Source organism: Bradyrhizobium sp. Ash2021 (genome assembly GCF_031202265.1).
GTDB lineage: Bacteria > Pseudomonadota > Alphaproteobacteria > Rhizobiales > Xanthobacteraceae > Bradyrhizobium.
The window spans coordinates 8,002,800-8,022,163 of sequence record NZ_CP100604.1; the positions used below are offsets into that span (position 1 = coordinate 8,002,800).

At 58.6% G+C, this 19,364-nt stretch carries 15 protein-coding genes; 3 read left to right on the plus strand and 12 right to left on the minus strand.

The annotated features are described in order from the left end of the window. Positions 1–230 precede the first annotated feature (230 nt). The 6 genes from NL528_RS38575 to NL528_RS38600 all read right to left on the minus strand — a co-directional run bounded on the left by NL528_RS38575 (position 231) and on the right by NL528_RS38600 (position 7,438). Positions 231–1,064 carry an ABC transporter ATP-binding protein gene (locus NL528_RS38575; protein WP_375144103.1) on the minus strand — a complete coding sequence of 278 codons (834 nt, stop codon included), beginning with the start codon at positions 1,062–1,064 and terminating at the stop codon, positions 231–233. 84 nt (positions 1,065–1,148) lie between these two features. Then, positions 1,149–2,468: an ABC transporter substrate-binding protein gene (locus NL528_RS38580; RefSeq protein ID WP_309179567.1), complete on the minus strand. Its 1,320-nt coding sequence runs from the start codon at positions 2,466–2,468 to the stop codon at positions 1,149–1,151. A gap of 134 nt (positions 2,469–2,602) precedes the next feature. Beyond that, the gene (locus tag NL528_RS38585) at positions 2,603–3,730 is read right to left on the minus strand and encodes a branched-chain amino acid ABC transporter permease (RefSeq protein ID WP_309179568.1); all 1,128 of its coding nucleotides are present in this window, start codon (positions 3,728–3,730) and stop codon (positions 2,603–2,605) included. Positions 3,731–3,745: 15 nt separating this feature from the next. Then, positions 3,746–4,630 (minus strand): branched-chain amino acid ABC transporter permease, encoded by an 885-nt coding sequence (locus tag NL528_RS38590; RefSeq protein WP_309179569.1) that lies wholly within the window; start codon positions 4,628–4,630, stop codon positions 3,746–3,748. A 55-nt stretch (positions 4,631–4,685) separates the two neighbouring features. Then, entirely contained in the window at positions 4,686–5,471 is a 786-nt protein-coding gene (locus NL528_RS38595) for an ABC transporter ATP-binding protein (RefSeq protein ID WP_309179570.1), read from the minus strand. Continuing rightward, complete coding sequence (locus NL528_RS38600) at positions 5,468–7,438, minus strand: AMP-binding protein (protein ID WP_309179571.1); 1,971 nt, start codon at positions 7,436–7,438, stop codon at positions 5,468–5,470. The genes NL528_RS38595 and NL528_RS38600 overlap by 4 nt, the downstream gene beginning before the upstream one ends. A 666-nt stretch (positions 7,439–8,104) precedes the next feature. On the opposite strand from NL528_RS38600, the gene NL528_RS38605 reads away from it, so the two are divergent. Further along, a complete protein-coding gene (locus NL528_RS38605) occupies positions 8,105–8,293 on the plus strand; it encodes a hypothetical protein (protein WP_309179572.1) in 189 nt (62 codons plus the stop codon). A 966-nt stretch (positions 8,294–9,259) separates the two neighbouring features. Here the strand turns inward: NL528_RS38605 and opgC are convergent. Next, positions 9,260–10,525, minus strand: coding sequence for an OpgC domain-containing protein (gene opgC / locus NL528_RS38610; protein WP_309179573.1), 1,266 nt, complete (start codon positions 10,523–10,525; stop codon positions 9,260–9,262). Positions 10,526–11,082: 557 nt separating this feature from the next. On the opposite strand from opgC, the gene NL528_RS38615 reads away from it, so the two are divergent. Further along, entirely contained in the window at positions 11,083–11,745 is a 663-nt protein-coding gene (locus tag NL528_RS38615; RefSeq protein WP_309179574.1) for a response regulator transcription factor, read from the plus strand. On the opposite strand, the gene NL528_RS38620 is transcribed toward NL528_RS38615, so the two are convergent. The 4 genes from NL528_RS38620 to NL528_RS38635 all read right to left on the minus strand — a co-directional run bounded on the left by NL528_RS38620 (position 11,740) and on the right by NL528_RS38635 (position 17,857). Beyond that, on the minus strand, positions 11,740–13,860 hold the full coding sequence (locus NL528_RS38620) for an MASE1 domain-containing protein (protein WP_309179575.1): 2,121 nt from the start codon (positions 13,858–13,860) through the stop codon (positions 11,740–11,742). The two genes, NL528_RS38615 and NL528_RS38620, sit on opposite strands and share 6 nt — an antisense overlap. A gap of 1,472 nt (positions 13,861–15,332) precedes the next feature. Next, positions 15,333–15,968, minus strand: a complete 636-nt coding sequence (locus NL528_RS38625; protein ID WP_309179576.1) for a DUF4239 domain-containing protein — start codon at positions 15,966–15,968, stop codon at positions 15,333–15,335. A 349-nt stretch (positions 15,969–16,317) separates the two neighbouring features. Further along, complete coding sequence (locus NL528_RS38630; RefSeq protein ID WP_309185351.1) at positions 16,318–16,455, minus strand: hypothetical protein; 138 nt, start codon at positions 16,453–16,455, stop codon at positions 16,318–16,320. 79 nt (positions 16,456–16,534) lie between these two features. Beyond that, positions 16,535–17,857, minus strand: coding sequence for a TAXI family TRAP transporter solute-binding subunit (locus tag NL528_RS38635; protein WP_309179577.1), 1,323 nt, complete (start codon positions 17,855–17,857; stop codon positions 16,535–16,537). A gap of 363 nt (positions 17,858–18,220) precedes the next feature. On the opposite strand from NL528_RS38635, the gene NL528_RS38640 reads away from it, so the two are divergent. Next, a complete protein-coding gene (locus tag NL528_RS38640) occupies positions 18,221–18,403 on the plus strand; it encodes a hypothetical protein (RefSeq protein ID WP_309179578.1) in 183 nt (60 codons plus the stop codon). A 249-nt stretch (positions 18,404–18,652) separates the two neighbouring features. Here NL528_RS38640 and NL528_RS38645 read toward each other — a convergent pair whose 3' ends face one another. After that, on the minus strand, positions 18,653–19,333 hold the full coding sequence (locus NL528_RS38645; protein WP_309179579.1) for an invasion associated locus B family protein: 681 nt from the start codon (positions 19,331–19,333) through the stop codon (positions 18,653–18,655). Between the last annotated feature and the right edge of the window lie 31 nt (positions 19,334–19,364).

Below are 19,364 nucleotides of genomic sequence, written 5' to 3' on the forward strand. Positions count from 1 at the left end.
AAATCTGCCGGGCGGAGCGCCCGCGAGAGTCCGCTATGCCCCGATAGCCGCCAAATTCCGCAGCGCCGCGAAATGACGCGATGTGCCAAAGAGCGACATCGACCAACTATCTTTAGCCGGAACATCATCAAACCGGATTGCACTCGAACCCAGTGGCTAGAAGAGGGGCGGCCCCTCCATTACATCTGCTCCGGACCACTCAACGAAGGCCGATCACTCAGCGTCATCGCCTAAACGAGCCAACGTTTGCGCCGCTTGTAGTGCTTCACATCGCGAAATGATTTGCGCTTGTCCCCGGCGACGCCAAGATAGAATTCCTTGACGTCCTCATTTGCGGCGAGCGCCCGCGCCTCGCCGTCCATCACGACGCGGCCATTTTCGAGGATGTATCCGTGGCTGGCATATTTGAGCGCCATATTGGTGTTCTGCTCGGCGAGAAGAAACGAGACATTTTCCTTGACGTTGAGATCCTTCACGATCTCGAAGATCTCTTCCACGATCTGCGGCGCGAGGCCCATTGAAGGCTCGTCCAGCAGGATCATCTTCGGGCGCGACATCAGTGCACGGCCGATCGCGCACATCTGCTGTTCGCCGCCCGACGTATAGCCGGCGGTGGAATCACGCCGCTCCCTGAGACGAGGAAAATAGGCATAGACTCGCTCCAGATCCTGCGCGATCGCGGACCTGCCGTCGCTGCGCGTGAAGGCTCCGGTCAGGAGATTCTCGTCGACAGTAAGGTGAGCGAAGCAGCGCCGCCCCTCCATCACCTGAATGCAGCCGCGCCGCACCAGATCGTTTGGCGAAAGCGACTGCACTTCGACGCCATCGAACAGGATCGAGCCCTTGGTGACCTCGCCGCGTTCCGCATGCAGCAGATTGGAGACCGCCTTCAGCGTCGTTGTCTTGCCCGCACCATTGGCGCCGAGAAGCGCGACGATTCCGCCCCGCGGCACATCCAGCGATACACCCTTCAACACGAGGATGACGTGATCGTAGACAACCTCGATATTGTTGACCGACAGAAACGGCGCTGCCGCTTCTGTCGCCGTGGCGGCCTTGGAGATTGACACGCTGCTCCCTCCAAACGGTTGCGACTTTCGGAACATCCGGGAGGAGGCGAACGCTCCTCCCGGATCGCCCAGATGAGTTCAGCTTTCTTTCGAGCAATCGCGCGGCTGAATCTTCTTGTCCGCGGCATATTTCCCGGAAACCTCGTCGACGAGCGGTTCAGTGTCGGATTGGTTGGCCGTGTACCAGTCGGAGATGATTTTCCAGCCCTTGCCGTCCCACTGCTGTACGCGCCCGTCCCGCGCCCCCTCGTGGTCGGAGCAGGAAATCCTGATCGGCTTCAACATGCCCTCGAAGCCGAGTTCCCTGAGACGTGCTTCAGAGAGGTTGAGGTTCTCCAGACCCCAGCGGACCTGCTCGCCCGTGAGCGGCTTCTTGCCGAACTTTTCCTGCGCCTTGCGGATCGCCTCCACCCCGAGCATGGCGTTCACCATGCCGCGGTTATACAGAACCTCGCCGACCTTGCCAGGCTCCGACGCCCCCTTGCCTTTTGCATAGACGTACTTCTCCAGGTCGGCGTGCACGGCAAACCTGCCGGCACCATGCTGAAGCATCAGCGCCTTGTAGCCGATGGCTTGATCGCCTGCGGGTGTTACATCCGGCTCTGCGCCCGACCACCAAACACCGATCATCTTGTCGCGCGGATAGGCAACGGCCGCCGCTTCCTTGACTGCCGTGCCGTTCATGACGCCCCAGCCCCAGACTAAAACATAGTCCGGCCGGTTCTGGCGGATCGCCAGCCATTGCGACTTCTGTTCGACACCGGGGTGCGTGACCGGGATCGGCGTAAACTCAAAGCCGTGCTTCTTTGCCAACACCTGCAGCATCGGTATCGGCTCCTTGCCGTAAGGGCTGTCGTGATAGACCAGCGAAATCTTCTTGCCTTTCAGCTTGTCGAAGCCACCGACCTCCTTGGCGATGTGTTGGATCGCGATATCGGCCGCCGACCAGTACGTGCCAAGCAGCGGGAAATTGTACGCGAACACGGCTCCGTTCTTGGAATCGGCGCGGCCATAGCCCATCGTGATAATCGGGATCTTGTCAGTCGTGGTTTTTTCGGTGAGGGCGAAGGTAATGCCGGTCGACAGCGGATTGAAGAAGGCCGCGCCGGTCGGCCCCTTGCCCTTGAGACGCTCGTAACACTCAACGCCCTTGTCGGTGGCGTAGCCGGTCTCGCATTCCTCGACCAAAAGCTTGACGCCGTTGATGCCGCCGTCGCGCTCGTTGATCAGGTTGTAGTAGTCGGCCACGCCGTTTGCGTACGGCACGCCATTCACGGCGTACGCGCCCGTCCGGTAGGACAGTATCGGGATGAACTGCTCGTTTTGCGCCGCAGCCGGAGCGGCAAGCGCCGCGCCCGATAGGATGGCTGCCGCCAGTATCAGTTTGTTGCGTACCATATCGACGTCCTCCTCCTTCAGCCCGGTTTTGCGGTAACGGGTCTTGTTTTTGTTTTGCGGGCTTGCTTGCTCCTTCTGCCAACGACCGCCGCTCCGCGTTGCGATCTCCGGCCCCCTTCGCACCGACCGCCCCTTCAGTAGGGAAACGGCCAAAGTCTGAGCTTCTCCTTGCCAATCGAAATGAGTCGGGCAAACCCATGTGGCTCTTTGATCAGAAGATAGCAGATCAGCGATCCGAAGATGATGAACTCCAGGTGCGTGATCGTTTCTGTCGACAGCGGCACACCGAGTTCGGTTGGAATCAGGTTCAGCATGATCGGCAGAATGAGGATAAAGGCCGCACCGACGAACGACCCCATGATCGATCCCAACCCGCCGATGATCACCATGAACAGGAGTTGCAGCGAACGGTCGATCGAGAACGCTAGCGGCTCCCACGAGCCCAGATAGACGAACGCCCAGAGTGCGCCCGCCACGCCGACGATAAATGAGGAGACCGCGAAAGCCGTGAGCTTTGCGTAGAGTGGCCGGATCCCGATCAGCTCGGCGGCAATGTCCATGTCGCGGATTGCCATCCATTGTCTGCCGAGATTGCCGCGGACAAGGTTCTTCGCCAGAACCGCGAACACCGTTACGAAGGTCAGGCACAGCAGATAGCGCTCGATCGGCGTGCCTATGACCAGACCGAAGAAGTTCAGTGCCGGTGCATTGACCGACCCCGAGGGCGCGTAATTGGTAAACCACGGCACCCGCAGGAACACCCAGTCGAAGAAGAATTGCGCTGCGAGCGTGGCAACCGCCAGATAGAGGCCTTTGATCCGTAGACTGGGAACACCGAACAGGATTCCAACGACCGCCGCCATGAGCCCGCCGAGCAAAATAGATGCCAGCACAGGTAATGGTGGAATCGAAATCGCGAAGCCAAGCCAGGCGAGCGGAATATGAACGCCGGTCCCCAACTTGTAAGCTGAATAGGCGCCGACGGCCATGAAGGCGCCGCTGCCGAGCGAGATCTGCCCGCAATAGCCGACGAGAATGTTCACGCCGATCGCGGCGAGTGCGAGGATCAGGAAAGGCAACAGAATGGCCCACAGCAGATAGTCGCCGGCGAACGGCCAAACGTGGAAAGTCGCCAGCAGCGGCACCCCGATGAAGGCGATCCCGAGCAAGATACCGAGCGCAATACGGTCCTGGCGGATCGGGAAGATCGCCATATCCTCCGCGTAGGTCGTCTTGAATTGGCCAGCCTCGCGATAAAGCACGACTAACTCCTCGCCTCAGATGCGTTCGATGATTCGCTCGCCGAACAGGCCCTGCGGCCGCACAAGCAGCACCGCCAACGCCAGCACAAAGGCGAACCAATATTCGATACCACCACCAATATACGACCCCAGGAAAACCTCCGCGATCTTCTCACCCGCACCTACAATGAGCCCGCCGACAATGGCCCCCGGAACCGAGGTAAGACCCCCAATGATCAGAACCGGCAAGGCCTTCAGCGCGAGAAAAGTGATGGAGTACTGTACGCCCAGCTTGGTGCCCCACACGGTCGCCGCAACCAGCGCAACGAGACCGGCGACAAGCCAGACCACGAACCAGATCCAGTTGATCGGAATCCCGACCGACTGCGCGGCCAGGTGGTCGTCGGCAACCGCCCGGAGTGCGCGACCGGTCTTGGTACGCTGGAAGAAGATCGCCAGACCCGCGACCAGAATGCCGGCGATAAGACCGCCCCAGACATCCAGCTTGTTGACCAGAATTCCACCCGGAAAGAGGTTTTCAAACAAGAACCAGGCATCCGTCGGAAACAGCCGCAAAGGGTAAGCATCGGAACCGAAGATCATCTGCGCAGCGCCTTCGAGGATGAATGTCGCGCCGATGGTGGACATGAACAGCGTGAGGCCGTCCTGGTTGACAAGAGGTCCAATCACGAACCGCTCGATCAGCCAAGCCGTTATCGCCATGATCACGACGGCGAAGCCGATGCCGATGATGATCGCAGCCCAAAGCGGGAAACCCTTGGCCACCAGGAAGTCAAGCGAGCGGACCAGCGCCAGCCCTGCGAGCAATACCATTGCGCCCTGGGCAAAATTAAAGACACCAGATGCTTTGAAGATCAACACGAAGCCGAGCGCAACCAGCGAATACAGCACGCCGGACATCAATCCGCCGATCAGCACTTCGAGAAATTGACCCAACGCGATCACGCAATGCTCCTTAGTGCGCGACGCCGAGATAGGCGTCGATGACGCCCTGATTCTTCTTGACCTCATCCGGCGTGCCGTCGGCGATCTTCACGCCATGATCGAGCACGACCACGCGATGGGCGAGATCCATCACTACAGCCATGTCGTGCTCGATCAGCGCAATAGTCGTGCCGAAATGATTGCTCACGTCGATGATGAACCGCGACATGTCCTCCTTCTCCTCGAGGTTCATGCCTGCCATCGGCTCGTCGAGGAGCAGAAGATCAGGCTCCATTGCAAGGGCACGGCCGAGTTCAACGCGTTTCTGCAGGCCATATGGCAAACGCGCAACCGGCACCTTGCGGATCGCCTCAATCTCCAGAAAATCGATGATCTCCTCGACCCGGTTCCGATGCTCGATCTCCTCTGCCAGCGCAGGGCCGTAACGCAGCATCTGCCACAGAAGGCCCCGGCGCATCTTCAATGTGCGGCCAGCCATAATGTTGTCGAGCGCGCTCATTCCCTTGAACAGTGCGACGTTTTGAAAGGTGCGCGCGATGCCGCCACGGGACGCCTCGAACGACTGCATCCGGGCGCGGGTCCGGCCCTTGAAAGTGATGGCGCCGCGATTGGGATGATAGAAGCCGTTGATGACGTTGAGCATCGAGGTTTTGCCAGCGCCGTTCGGCCCGATGATGGCGCGAATTTCGCCCTTCCTGATGTCAAACGAAACGTCCCTCAGGGCTTTCACCCCGCCAAAAGCCAGCGATACCCCTTCGACCTGAAGCAAGAATTCGCTCGTGTCCGGCATCCTCATGCGGCCTTCCCCAGAGGTTCTCTCGCACCGGTTGTTTGCAAGTCGCGGATCTTGATCCGTGCAGCAATCACGCCCTTGCGGCCATCCTCAAAAGTGACCTCGGTGGAGATGTCGGCTTCATGCGAACCGTCATAGAGCGCCGTGACCAGCGGCGCATAACGCTCGGCAATGAACCCGCGACGAAGTTTCTGCGTGCGGGTCAATTCGCCATCGTCCGCGTCGAGTTCCTTGTGCAGAATGAAAAAGCGGCGGATCTGCGCGCCCGCCAGCACCTTTCCCTCCGCGAGGGCGCGGTTCACCTCGACAACATCTTTCGCCACCATGTCGTAGACCAGCGGATGCCCCGCCAGCTCCTGATAGGAACCGAAGGCGATGTTGTTACGTTCGGCCCAGTTCGCCACAGCGACCGGGTCGATGTTGATAATGGCGCAAACAAACTCCCTGGAATCGCCGAAAGCGACCGCTTCCTTGATGTTGGGAAAGAACTTCAATTTGTTCTCAAGATACTTCGGCGCAAACATCGTGCCGTCAGCCAGCCGACCGACATCCTTCGCACGATCGATGATCTTCAGATGCCCCGTCTTCTCGTCGAAGAAACCGGCATCGCCAGTCTTGACGTAACCGTCGGACGTCATGGCCTCCGCGGTCTTCGCCTGATCCTTGAAATATCCGACAAACATGCCGGGTGAGCGGAACTGCACTTCGCCTGATTCCGCAATGCGGATGTCGACGTTCGGCGCAGCCGGACCAACCGTATCGGAGTAGATCTCTCCATCAGGCTGACAAGTGACATAGAGGAACGCTTCGGTCTGACCGTAGAGTTGCTTCAGGTTCAGTCCGATCGAGCGGTAAAACGCGAAAAGATCCGGACCGATGGCCTCACCTGCAGTATAGGCAACGCGCACGCAAGACAGGCCGAGAACGTTTTTAAGGGGCTCGTAGACCATCAAGCGCCCGAGCGCATAGAGCAACCGGCCTGACAGCGGCGTCGGCTTTCCGGTCAAAATCGACTCGCCATGCCGCCGTGCAATGCCAAGGAAGTAGTTGAACATTCGCCGCTTGATTGCCGCAGCGTCCTCCATGCGGATCATCACCCGCGTCAGCATGGCCTCGAAAACGCGCGGCGGAGCGAAATAGAAAGTTGGTCCGATCTCGCGCAAATCCTGCTCGATCGTCTCACCGCTCTCGGGACACGCCATGCAGAATCCAGCGACAAGGCCCTGTGCATAATTGAGGTAATGATCGCCCACCCAGGCGAGCGGCAGGTAGGCGAGCGCCACGTCGTGGTCGGTCAATCGGTCGAATCTGACAGTATCCGTCGCTGCATCGATGCAGCCCCGCGCCGACAGCATGACGCCCTTCGACGCGCCGGTTGTTCCCGAGGTGTAGAGGATGACCGAGATGTCAGAACCTTCACCGTGCCGGATGAGTTCATCGATCTGCCCGCCAAGCGCAGCGTTGGCCGCAAGCGCGGCGCGGCCGTCTTCGATCACATCGTGGATTGCGGTCAATCGGCTGTGATCGTAGTCACGGAGTCCGCGCGGCTCGTCATAAACGATCGTGTGGAGATGCGGCACCCGGTGCGATACGGACAAGACCTTATCGACCTGTTCCTGATCTTGCGCGGCGACAAACTTTACATCGGCGTGAGCGAGGACATAGGCAAGCTCGTCAGCCACCGCATCCGAATAGACCGGAACCGGAATCGCGCGCAGCGTCTGCGCTGCCATCACGGTCCAGTAGAGCTTCGGCCGGTTGGAACCGACGATGGCGATGGTGTCTCCTGGCTGCAATCCAAGTCGCTGCATGCCCGCGGCATAAGCACGCACGATCTCGGCGACCTGGGTCCAGGTCCACGTCTGCCAGATGCCAAGATCCTTATGCCGAAACGCCGGACGGCTGCCAAACTGCGCGGCATTTCGCAGAAGCAATTTGGGGAACGTGTCAAACGATCCGCCAACGACCATGTCGGTCTCCATCCAAAAACCGGCACGTTGGTTCGCGCCTGTTTATGGTGACCGCGCCCTTCAGGCTGCAGCCATGCGAATTCCGCATGCTTCGCTTCACAATACAACGGATTCCAAGTCCCGCAAGCTCCAGCTTGGCAGACCCGGACGCGGATGATTGGGTATTAATGAGTAGGCGTATTCGTTGCGAATTGGCCATTGGGGATGGATGAGGCGCATTGTCGCAACGACATCACTCGATAATCGGCATGGGTCAATCGCGACCTGGGCGAGCCAGTAGCAAGTTCGGTCATGTTCGCTATACCGCCGAAAGCGGAAGTAAACTCAGAGCATTTTTGTGCGCCTTCCCTCCTCTCGCATGATTTTCTTCGCTCGAAGGTAGCGGTCGTGCAGTTTTTACATACAGGAAGGCGCTGCTGGCCCATCGGACTCCAGGCCGTGAACCCACAAATCTACCGGGCGGAGGGCCCGCGAGAGTCCGCTATGCCCCGATAGCCGCCAAATTCCACAGCGCCACGAAATGACGCGATGTGCCGCAGATACTGAGCACGCTGCTTCACCCCCCAATCACGATCGACCGCGCCGCAGCGCTATCTGGCAATTGCCGCCTTGTGGGAACGGTTGAAATCGACACAATATGCTCGCTTCGGGATCGAGGAGGATGCCATGCCCGAAGCACCAAGCGACATTGATTATACGGTCGATATAGGCAGACACGAGACGATGTTCCGTGCGAACACAGCCAAAGGAGAGGAATTCCTCGGCGGCGTTGACCTTACAATGTCCAGTGAGGAAGCGCATACATTCATACAGGATGCCCGAGCAGCAGGGCTGACGGTCAAATCGTTTTTCTAACAGTTTCGCAAACAGATTCTGCACCTCGCTACTAGCCGAAGGCCAAACCATCGGATGCAAGTGGCGACGGCTTCAACACCATTCCCGTTCAGCTTCGGGCTGCTTGGCAAGCGGGTCACTCGATCCGCAACGACCCCCCCCCCGCGACGCAATTGCACTTGTAGCAACGGAACACGCTAACGGCAGGAAATGTCGGGGCTCTCATGATGAGCACTGAACGCGCCTGGCCGGTGAGGGTCAGTCGCGTCGTTCCGACGATGTGCCCGGCACATCCGCTTTAGCGCCGCGAACGGGCACCATCTCCGCGACCGATGGGGTCCGAACAGTACCGGAATCGGCCATCCGGCTGGTTTCCCGAAGCGGTCGGCAAACGACCAAGAGCAAAACGCTTGACCACTATCAAGCCGGCACGAACTCACATCGCCACCGACTACTTGTAGGCGATCGCTGCGCTCGACGGGCCCGTCAGCGAGAGAATATTGAAGCCACGGAATTCGGCCTGCGCAATGCACAACACGTTGCACGATCACTGATCATCGTTGGGGACCCATTCCTCCGCGGTCGAGTCCCAATGATGGGTGTCGTCGAAGTGTTTCCAGAGTGGCCGCCTTGGTTTGCTTTCACTCTTCCGTCGCAATGTGTTCAGTACGCTGAGTTGGGCGACGAGAGCTACTGCCATCGTCGTCCATTCGCGAGCGTTGTACCGGGAGTTCCATTTGATTGTCGCGAGCATCGGATGCTTCCTTCAAAGAGCAAGAAGCCTTTCGCTATCCTAGCCCGGGCCAAGAACACAGGGATGTAAAATACTTCACAGTCAGCCACTATCTTCGACATAGAGGCGGGCGATCCAAACGGCGGCAATTTCAAGCGAACTACCGGTGGCCCAACGGGATCCGACCAGAACTCTCACCCGTCAGGCACAGTCCTTCAAACATCCGCTGTCGCGCACCGGAGCAAGCAGCCTCTTTATTCGATCATTTCGTCGGTCCGGGTGAACCGCGTGGGCGGAATGTGAACGCCGAGCGCCTTGGCCGTCTTGAGGTTCTTGAGGTTGACGACCAGCTCAAACCTGGTTGGCTGCTCGACGGGCTTCGCGTGCGGCGGCTGCCTGGTCTTGATCAGGTTCAGCAGCATCGCCGCCACGATCATCACCAGGACGCCACCAACACTGAGCGCGATCTGCATCGTCAGCCCGTCCGAGATGTCGAGCAGCGCCAGGTGGCTGGCGAGCGAAAGGAGAACGCCGATGCAGTAGATTGGCAGCGAGTTCCGGCCACAGAGAATGGCGCCGCGCATCACCGCCGTCGTCAGGCCTCGCCAATTGCGAGGCACGAACCATACCACCAAAACCGCAAGGGCCAAAAAATGCAGCAGTCGCAATGGATCGAGATTCGATTTGTCCATCGGGTAGAGCAGTTCCAGCAGCGCCTGCGGGACCAGCGCTTCCAGCGGTTTGATGCTCCGGCTCAATGCGATGATGAGGCTGAACGCCAGATAGAGAACGGCAGCCACAAGCGCGCTGTGTGAGGTCACCCACGGCCGGATTCTCTTGCCTTCGATGATCCACCACGCGCCAAGCACAAATGGCAGCTGCCAGGCCAGCGGATTGAAGAACCAGTGGTTGCTCGGCCATGCCGGGATGGTCCAGCCGAAGACCTGCACCAGTGCGTAAAGCAACAACGACGCGCCGAGCGTTGCGTTCGGCACTCGCAGCAGCAGCCACAGCAGCGGCGCGAACAAAAGGTGATAAAGCACGAAGAGCGGCAAGACGTCGGTGTTGACGGGGCGGTATTGCAGGATCGCCGCGTGCGCGAACGTCACGCCCGGCTGTTCCAACAGAATGCGCGTATTGCTCTCGTCGGCAAGATGGCCGCTGCCTGCGAGGTGAACCATGATGGCGCAGGCCAGCGTGAGCAGCAGAAATGCGACATAAATATCCCAGCTTCGCCGCAGCGTCCGGCCGATCACGCCGGTCCAGCCCCCGCACCACCGTGCCTTGCCGTAGGCCAGTGCGCAGGTCACACCCGAGACGAACATGAACACTTCCGCGGCATCGCTGAAGCCGTAGTTGCGCAGCGTCAGCCAGCTGCCGATGTTGTAGGGGACGTGGTCAAGAAAGATGCACCAGAGCGCGATGCCGCGGCAGGCATCAATGCGCAGATCGCGGCCGTGGCCTTCCAGCTCCGGCAGCGCGCCTACCAATGGCTTCGGGTTGGCAGTTCGATCATGCATCTGGTTGCCCCGTCCGGCGTGCGAGCGCGCTTCAAGAGGGACCGAATTTGACAAAAAATTCGCCGCCGCACTGCCGGGTCGTGACAACGGCGCCGTCCAGAGCTGCCTCACGCCGAACCCGGCCACGAAAGCTATTGCGATAACGATCTATGGCGGCGCTTGGTAGAACCTCCTGGCGCGTGAGTTTCCGTTGACGATCATCGTTCAACGGCACAGCGCGTAAATCAGCCGGAGGTCCACAGAGAGAGGTTCCTAGGTCCTATGATCAAGGTACCGTACCGATCTCGTTATCAATCGCCATTGCGCAGAGGCAAAGTCTCGTGGTCGGTACTCGCCTTTTTCGGTGTGCTGCTGTGAGGTAATTACAATTACAGCAACACAACGGCATTCGGCTCCTACCTTGAGTACCTGACGGCGAACCGCCGGTTGGGCCAGGGATGGAGGATGGACGGTTTCGGGAGCCAGTCTTTCGCCGGCTTCTTCCTCGCCAAAGACCCGAAGGTGGGTGTATGATTTTTTAATTGGATCTCCGTGCAATGGGATGACGGAGAGCTTTTATGAAAGTTCTTATTGTCGACGATCATGCATTGATCCGCGAGGCGTTACACGCGGTCCTGAAACAACTGAAGCGAGAAGCCGTCATATTCGAAGCCTCGAACAGCTGTCAGGCAATGCACATGGTCGAGCAACATCCCGACATCAGCCTGATTTTGCTTGATATCAATTTGCCCGATCGAGATGGCTTCTCTGTCCTCCGCGAACTGCGTGACCGCGATGCGACCATTGCTATCATCATTCTCTCGTCCTCGGATGATCAAGACACAGTCAAGCGCGCTTTCAAACTTGGCGCTCTGGGTTTCATCCCGAAAACCACCGAACGTGAGGTCATGCTCAACGCCATTAAGCTGGTGTTCTCCGGCGGTATTTACATTCCCTCGGAGATTCTTGAGGAAACAACGTCTCCGCGGCTTACAAATAAGCTAGCGACGCGGGACTCTCCCAGGGGTCTCGGGTTGACCGATCGGCAGATTGAAGTGCTTGCGCTCCTGATGAAGGGAAAAAGCAACAAGATCATTGCCAAGACCCTCAATATGGCAGTGCCGACAGTGAAGAACCACATCACGGTCGTTCTCAAGGCGCTCAACGTAACGAGCCGCACCGAGGCAGTAGTAAAGGTAGGAAAACTGGGCTGGGAATTGTCGCCGAAATCCGGGTCATAAAGCCGCCCCGGTATCTCTCCTATCGTCATGATCCCTAAAGAACTTGTGCATGACAGCGCGGAGCCGCATTGGGTCGACAGGCTTGTGCAGCAAAATGTATCCTCTATCCCTGGCGTCACGTAATGGTTCAGGTGCAGTATCGCCGGTGATGAGAATAGCTGGAATTGAAGAACCAAACGCCGCATTAATTTGTTCGATTGCCCGGATCCCGGTCTTTCCGCTCGCAAGATGATAATCCGAGATTATAAGATCGGGGCGTTGTTGACGCTCTGCAAGTCTGATAAGTGCAGCTTCGTCGGATCCGGTGGTAAGGACGGAGTATCCCCATTTGCCCAGCAATCCGCCCGTTCCCTCCAGCACAATTGAAGCATCGGCAATAACAAGAATTACCTTGCCTTCGACCGCAAAGGCCGCGGGGCGAGGGGAGTCGACGGGCTCGGTGGATGTGACGCATTCATCGGCGATCGGAACCAGGATTGCGAATCGCGAACCTCGGCCCACAGTCGAAGCCAATTCGATTTGGTGGTTGAGAAGTCCGCGAAGTCTGTCGACAATAGCCAGGCCGAGCCCCAGGCCGCCGTACCGGTTCCGTTCTGGGGCAGGAAGTTGAAAAAACTCGCCAAAGATATTCTGCTTCTGATCCTCAGGAATGCCGGGACCGCTATCCCATACTTCAATACGCAACATTTCACCGCGCCGACGACATCCGACGATGATCCCACCCCGCAATGAATAGCGCACAGCATTGGATACCAGATTGAGCAGTATGCGTTCGAGCAGCATGGCGTCGCTCCGCACCCAGGCGTCACTTCGCCTAACGCGTAGACGCAAGCCTTTTTCTCGCGTTGCCTGATCAAACGTCGTCTCAATTTTTTGCAACAGGCGCGCGATCGGGAATTCGGTAATTTTGGGTGTAAGGACCCCGGCATCGAGCCTGGAAATATCCAGGAGCGAATTGAACATTTCATCCATTTCCTTGCGCGTTGCATCGATCCGCTCGATCGTCTTTGTCCTTTCCCCCGGTTTGAGCGGCGTGCGCAGCTGTGCAACGAACAGGCCCAATGCATGTAATGGCTGCCGCAAATCATGGCTTGCCATGGCAAGAAAGCGCGATTTTGCCGCATTGGCGAGCTCCAGCTCTCGCGTACGCTCTGCGACCTTCCGCTCGAGTCCAATCTGCGCGCGGCGCAGACTTCCCTCCGCTTTCTTGCGCACCTCGACGTCGGCGCTCAGTAACAAGCTTGGAACGGTAATACTGATCAAGAACATCAACACCAGCAGGAATGAAACGTTGAGATCCGCGGTCGTGAAGGGGCCGCCGCCCGTGAGCGTCCCCCAAATCGTGATGCCCGCAAGCACCAGCGCAACCGTTGCGGTGTCACGTGGACCGCGGCGCAGCGCCGCCCACAACATGGGCAGGATCGCAAGAAAACCCAGTGGAGTTCGGCTCGGCGTTTGCTCGATCAGGGGACTGAAAGCAATGAGTCCAACAGCTGCCGCTGTTGCGAGGACGCCGACCGTCTCCAAAAATTCCTTGCGGTTGAAAGCATGGTGGGGCCTTGATGCCCAAAGCACGATAACGGGGGCGATGACCAGCGCGCCGGTCACATCTCCCAGCCACCATGTGACCCAGGCGTTCGCGAAATTCGTCCGTTCGATGTACCCGGCGGTTGCCAGGCTGGTCAGTCCAATGCTGGCGCTGATCGGTGTCGCGATCGCGACGCAAATCAGAGCAAACTTCGCGACAGAATTTGGCTTCGAAAACGTATTACATCCGCTCGACCATCGATTGATCAGGTAAGCGCCAACAACCGCTTCAAGAGAGTTACCGGTCGCAATCGCAATTGCGGTGGCAACCGAGCCGGCGGTCGTCGCATTGGCGATCGCCGCCGCCGTGAAGATTGCGGGCCAAGTCCGATATCCCCACAACAACACCGCCGCCAGCGCGACACCCGTCGGTGGCCAAATTGGCGTTGCACTGGGATGAATGGAGGCGAGAGCAAGGCCGCCTTTTGCCAGGGCGAAATAAATCACGCCAATTGTGACCAGGCCGCCGGCATAGCCAATGCCTGGGCGGAAATTTATCTCCGGCGTTGGTGATCCTGGATCCGACATCGTCGACGCCCGGACTAGGCAGCTGGACCATCCACCATGACTGACCTTATGATCTCCTTGATAAAGATCAAGGATCGCTCGTTTCCCGTGTACCAAGCGGTTGATCGATACCTCTACGTCCGACCGGAGCGACAATGCAAAACTCCTCCGCAGGCGAAATCGAGGCTTGTTCGCTCTGGCCCTCCGAGTGGGCGCAGAATGCATTCGAGCAAAGGCTGTTCGACTTTCCGCCACAACGCCGCGCAATAGCCCACTTCGAAAGAGCTGACATAGTCGGCAACGATATCTGCGGACTGGTGGCGCGATAGCTCTCGCTGAGCGGGTCTCCGTTGAGCATGAGGGGACGTCCCGAGAGTCATCTACCGAACGCCAAGCACCATGCGGAGCCGACGTCTTCATGCATTTGGATGATAGCGGAATGCGCGGCGAACTCATCTGTTGGCGACGCGCGCGTCTCGAGCGGCGCAATCTAGAATCGTTCCTTTGAGATTGGCGCATCCGTGGATGGCCCACGACCGGAGGTCCGCTCTGGATCATTCGCGACCTGGGCGAGCCAGTAGCAAGTCCAGTCATGTTCGCTATACCGCCGAAAGCGGAAGTAAATTCAGAGCATTTTTGTGCGCCTTCCTCGATCTCGCATGACTTTCTTCGCTCGAAGGTGGCGGTCGTGCAGTTTTTACATACAGGAAGGCGCTGCTGGCCCATCGCACTCCAGGCCGTGAACCCACAAATCTGCCGGGCGGAGGGCCCGCGAGAGTCCGCTATGCGTAAATGCGGGCGCCATCGGCGAAATTGAGATTGTCAATCACGGTATCCAAGCGTCAGCGTTGCTTACTTGCTTCGAACTCCGGGACTGCTACCACGGTTCCGTGCGACGACATAGAGAATTGAAAATGACATTTCGAACTGATCGACGCACCGCGATTGAGCAGCTTGAACAGGTGTGCCGATGTTGTTTCGGATAACTCTGTGGGTTCCGGTAATCATCATCGTTGTGTTAGGTGCGGGCTCGAATGATGCGTCGGCCCTTCGCTGCAGTCGCAGCAGTTCAACCTGCCGAGAACAACCGGTAGCTCAGGCCAGCAATTATGACGCCAGGCATCACAGGCGTCGTCCGGTTGCTCGCTTCCCCCTGAGGACCACCGACTGCTCCGGGTTCGATCACGGCCCGGTCTATGGTCCCGAGCCCTGCAATTTTCCCTATAATTGCGAAATGTTCGACGGCGCCTGCGGTGACAGTCGGGCTTGGGCAAACACCATCGGCACACATTAGAACGCTTCATATTGTTGTCCGCTCTGTCCTCGCTAACGGACATGCCGGTGCACCGAGGCCACGTGTGAAAAGTGCCAGATTTGGACATATCAGCACGACGCGCATCTTGATCAATTCGAAAAGCCGCTGCAGCAGGTCGCGACGACCGCGATAGCAGTCGGGGCTTGCTCTGGCCGGCAACCCCGATGATGCGAATGGCTTAGGGACTGAGCGGCGTGAGGGCGTTGCGCAGTGGCGCGCTGGAAATTTGCATCAAACCCGCAAATGGCTGACCCAGCTCCAGGACCAGGTAGATCGCCCCGGCGGCCGACAGTGCAAAAACGAACAGCGAGCCGAAAACGGTTGCGCTGGGTTTGGCAAACAGACCGAAGCTTCCAAAGATGATGGTGAGCCAGAAAATCAGCACCACCAGGAACGGCATAGGGATTGAGTTGTTCGTCTGTGCGAACAGCAGCAGGCGGGTTTGCGCAATGTCGGTGGCGATCTGTATGGCCCTGGCTTGCAGGGAGCGCTGGGAATCGTTCTGCGGCGAAAGCTGCTGAAGCTTCGCAAAGAATGCGTCGCTTGCGGCGCTCGCCTCGAAGGGGGTCGCCTTGGCAACCTCGGAACTTTTCTCGCGCCACATTCGATCGGCTAAAACAACGATGGCGCGCCGCAACAGATTGCGTACGTCGTTCGTCTCCGGTCCGTACTGCGCCAGCAGATTGTCGAGCACGACAACATTACTCGTCATCTGCGTGACTTGAGTGCTCTGCGTGTCGTAGGAGCCCTTCGCCGAGGCGATCAGCAAGCCGAGAACAAGCGCGGCTATCGTCCCGATGAGGCCTGTGCCCAACCTGACCACATCCTTGTCATCTGTGCTCAGGTGATGCCCAGGAAGGAACATACCGAGCAGGGCGCCTCCAGAGATGCATACAAACGTGATGCACGATAACGCGATTGCATTCATGATTCACCAGTGTGTCGCGAGGCAGCGGCCGTCTCTCTGTTGGTCATCCAGTTTTAGGCCGTAGCCTCAAGCTCGTTCGCCTGAGCGCAGCCTCGGTCTCTGCCGAGTATCGTTGATGGGGCATCCTGATGCGTCGTGGCCTGTCAGTACACCCTGCGCCGAACAACGGGCGCCCGCGGCGCGACAACCGCACCGGCAGGACGGACGACCGGCGCTGTCACCACGGGCGCCGTCATCACGACGGCAGCCCCTCCGGCGGCGACGCAGCCTGCGCGAACCACCCCACGAGCGCAAACGACGGCGCCGGCTTCCATCGCGCTAAGGGCGATGAGGCTTCCTGCCAGCAGTACGGGGGAATCATCAGATGTTTCATGACGGCTCTCCTTGGGTTGTTATTCTGTGGTTCCGGCAATCGCGGTACCGCGGCGTGTCGCGACTTAGCGGTGTGTCGCCTACGCCGCGGAGGCAACTGCGGCTCCCTTAGCGATCGATGTGCGTCGGTCGTGAATCAAGCTCTCCAGCCGATGGGCTGCCACGTTCAATGTGACAGCGTCGACCGCGCTCTCGTCTCCGGCAGCCGATTTGGCGCGCTCCGCCCTTAGAATGTTGTCGATTTCCTCTTCGATCTCCGACAGCTCGGCCTCAGTGTCGACGTTCCGAATCCGGCGCACCAGGGCATAAAGGGAATCCAGCGGGCCTTCGGGTGCGAACTTGCCGATGCCGAGAAAATTCCACGCCGTGGCAAGCATGGTGGCAACGCCGCCCAGCACCATCGGCGTCAGATAGATCCAGTTGCCGTATTCATCCATAAAACTCTGCGTGGTGCTGTTGTAAACGGCTGCCGCTCCAGGGTGCAGCGGAAGGTAGGCATCCTGGTCGGTGCTGGGCGCGGTGATCTGCGCGAAAATGGGCTGCTCGCGCAGAAGATCCCTGCGCACCCTCATGATCGCCTGGGTCAGGCTGGTGACGAGATCGGTGCCGAGCTTCTTCTGCGCTACCAGATATAACGAGGTCCTCAACGTCGTCAGGTCATCGTCCGGAACCGGCGGCGCTCCCCGCAGCGTGCCCTTCGGGACGTCGAAACTTTCAAAGGCACGTTCGCCCTCTGCAATTGCCGCCGCCGATTCGATTGGGATCAGCACCGGCGCCTTCTTGTGATCCAGCTGAAAAAAGCCGCGAACGAGCGAGAGATATTTTTCGGCCAGGGGAATCACGACAAGCAGCGCACTGACCTGTTTTGACTGAATGGCTTGCCGCACATCCGTCAAAGCAAGGTTCTTGAACGCAACTTTTGCGCTCGCCAGATCGTATTCCTTGGTGAGCACATCGACAATCTTGGCGTTCGCTGCGCCGCCGACCACGCCGACTGTATGTCCCTTCAGACTTTCGATGCTGTCGATGGAAGATCCGGGCGGCGCGATGATCAGCACGACCATATGGCTGACGACGACGACGGCTTGCGCCTGAGACAAATCGCCGACATCGCCGCGAACCACGGCGAGATCGACTTTGCCCGCGGAAAAAGCGTTAGCGGCCTCAAGCGCCGTGCCGCTGTCGATGACTTTGAGCCGTACCGGCGCGTTCGTTGAAACGAGCTCGTTCGCTATGGCTGACATGGCCTTGGCAGCCTCACCGTCGATCGAGCCGGCCGCCACGTTAAGCGTTACCGGATGAGTATAGTACCGATAGGCAAGGAGACCTGCGCCTGCCGCAAAGACGGCTACGCTGACAAGCAGGAAAAAGCGAAGCCAAAGGGGTATTTTCGTCGACATCATGCTCGTCACTCCAGACGCGTCGGCCGATGGACATCGCTGCATGCCTTAATTGCAGCGCGTACAACCGTAATACTAAAGCCTCGTAGTTCGAAAACCGGCAGGCTCCCGTGCGGGTTCACCATGTCCTTGCCGCTGTATTTCTGCGGACCTGCGATGCCCGTGAACTCCCGCGGCCAGAGTAGCTGCCAGCGGCCGCTCTACGTGCTCGCTGCTCAAGACCCCCCAAGCTCGGGGAAATTGAATGGTATATATCAGAATTGTCGGCCGATGTCCGGCTATGCCCAAGTCCTAAACGGGTCAAAAGCAGGGCCACTTTCGCGGTAGGGACGCGAGTTACCTCGCGCCCACAAGGAGCTTCCGCACATGCCAGTGTCTAAGACCACGCCGGGCCGTCTGGGCGCTCGCGTTGTCGCGCCCATCCGTGTTGCCTTCCGTCACCGGAACGACGTCGGCACCCAGGATGAGGGTACTTTCGCGGCTCAATGGCTGGCCTATGCGCTCCCCTGTCAACGCTTCGCCGATGCCCTCGCCGGCATCTGCGCATGACTCGGGGTCGATGCGGTTCGCTACTCCTTCATCGTGATGGACTTGCACCATCTACTCCTTGCCGGTCTTCCCGGCGCACTCCGGTCTAACCCAATAAGCAGACGTTCTCGGCTTCCGTCAGCATGTCTCAAAGGTGCCAATTCCAGACCATGCTCTCGGGAGTGCGACCGTTCTCAAAACGGAAATTCCTATCCACAAACTTTTAGTTTTGCTTGGGCCAAGACGGCGCGCCCGCTCGAATTCGCAAAGCTATTTTCTGTTGCCTTCGTCCGTGGGCCGTTCCCAATTTCCTTCCAGCTTCTGCTCGAAAACTTGGGCAGCGACGCCTTGGCGGGCGCTTGCAAAGTTGTCGAGCGACAGCGAAGCAATGACGGTAACGACATTGGAATTGACTGCTTCAAGAGAAAGCATTCTGCCGGTTTCGAGTTCGCTTAGGAGTTTCGGTTCGGGAACAGTTGCCGCCACGCAGCCGTTTGCCAAGCAAATCGTGTAAGGAACGAGAATTGAGGCACCCTTATCTACGGTAAGTCTGATGCCGGGCTGCAGAAGGTTTCCAGTCGGAACGAAGATCTGCAATCGTGTGGAAGGGGCATCTTCGCGTTCGATGAGATCAACCTTGAGGATTATTTGGCCCAGGTCGGACTTGCCTTCGATGGATGTGCGGCAGACCATTTTCGCATCTGCACCCTGTGCACCCCGGAAGCACAGTTTCTTCCAGGTCGAATAGGTAAGGTTTGGAAGCTTCTGCTGTCCTCGCGCAGCAATCTCGGCTTCGGAAAAATCGGCCGTTGCGGGTACGTCACCAAACGGGATGACTTGTTGGCTATTCGCCACTGTCCCAGCCATTGAAATGCCCAGCGCCATGAAGGCAACCAGGACCGATCGCCATGCTTCGGGGCTGTTGATTGATCGGGCGGTTTGAAGATTCATGGCCAGACCCCTCTTACAAACGGACGGTCGT

Excerpts from the sequence above, each read along its gene's own strand:
- NL528_RS38580 (WP_309179567.1), bottom strand. The coding sequence starts at position 2,468 with ATGGTACGCAACAAACTGATACTGGCGGCAGCCATCCTATCGGGCGCG.
- NL528_RS38590 (WP_309179569.1), bottom strand. The coding sequence starts at position 4,630 with ATGTCCGGCGTGCTGTATTCGCTGGTTGCGCTCGGCTTCGTGTTGATC.
- NL528_RS38595 (WP_309179570.1), bottom strand. The coding sequence starts at position 5,471 with ATGAGGATGCCGGACACGAGCGAATTCTTGCTTCAGGTCGAAGGGGTA.
- NL528_RS38600 (WP_309179571.1), bottom strand. The coding sequence starts at position 7,438 with ATGGTCGTTGGCGGATCGTTTGACACGTTCCCCAAATTGCTTCTGCGA.
- NL528_RS38605 (WP_309179572.1), top strand. The coding sequence starts at position 8,105 with ATGCCCGAAGCACCAAGCGACATTGATTATACGGTCGATATAGGCAGA.
- opgC (WP_309179573.1), bottom strand. The coding sequence starts at position 10,525 with ATGCATGATCGAACTGCCAACCCGAAGCCATTGGTAGGCGCGCTGCCG.
- NL528_RS38615 (WP_309179574.1), top strand. The coding sequence starts at position 11,083 with ATGAAAGTTCTTATTGTCGACGATCATGCATTGATCCGCGAGGCGTTA.
- NL528_RS38620 (WP_309179575.1), bottom strand. The coding sequence starts at position 13,860 with ATGTCGGATCCAGGATCACCAACGCCGGAGATAAATTTCCGCCCAGGC.
- NL528_RS38630 (WP_309185351.1), bottom strand. The coding sequence starts at position 16,455 with ATGAAACATCTGATGATTCCCCCGTACTGCTGGCAGGAAGCCTCATCG.
- NL528_RS38635 (WP_309179577.1), bottom strand. The coding sequence starts at position 17,857 with ATGATGTCGACGAAAATACCCCTTTGGCTTCGCTTTTTCCTGCTTGTC.
- NL528_RS38640 (WP_309179578.1), top strand. The coding sequence starts at position 18,221 with ATGCCAGTGTCTAAGACCACGCCGGGCCGTCTGGGCGCTCGCGTTGTC.
- NL528_RS38645 (WP_309179579.1), bottom strand. The coding sequence starts at position 19,333 with ATGAATCTTCAAACCGCCCGATCAATCAACAGCCCCGAAGCATGGCGA.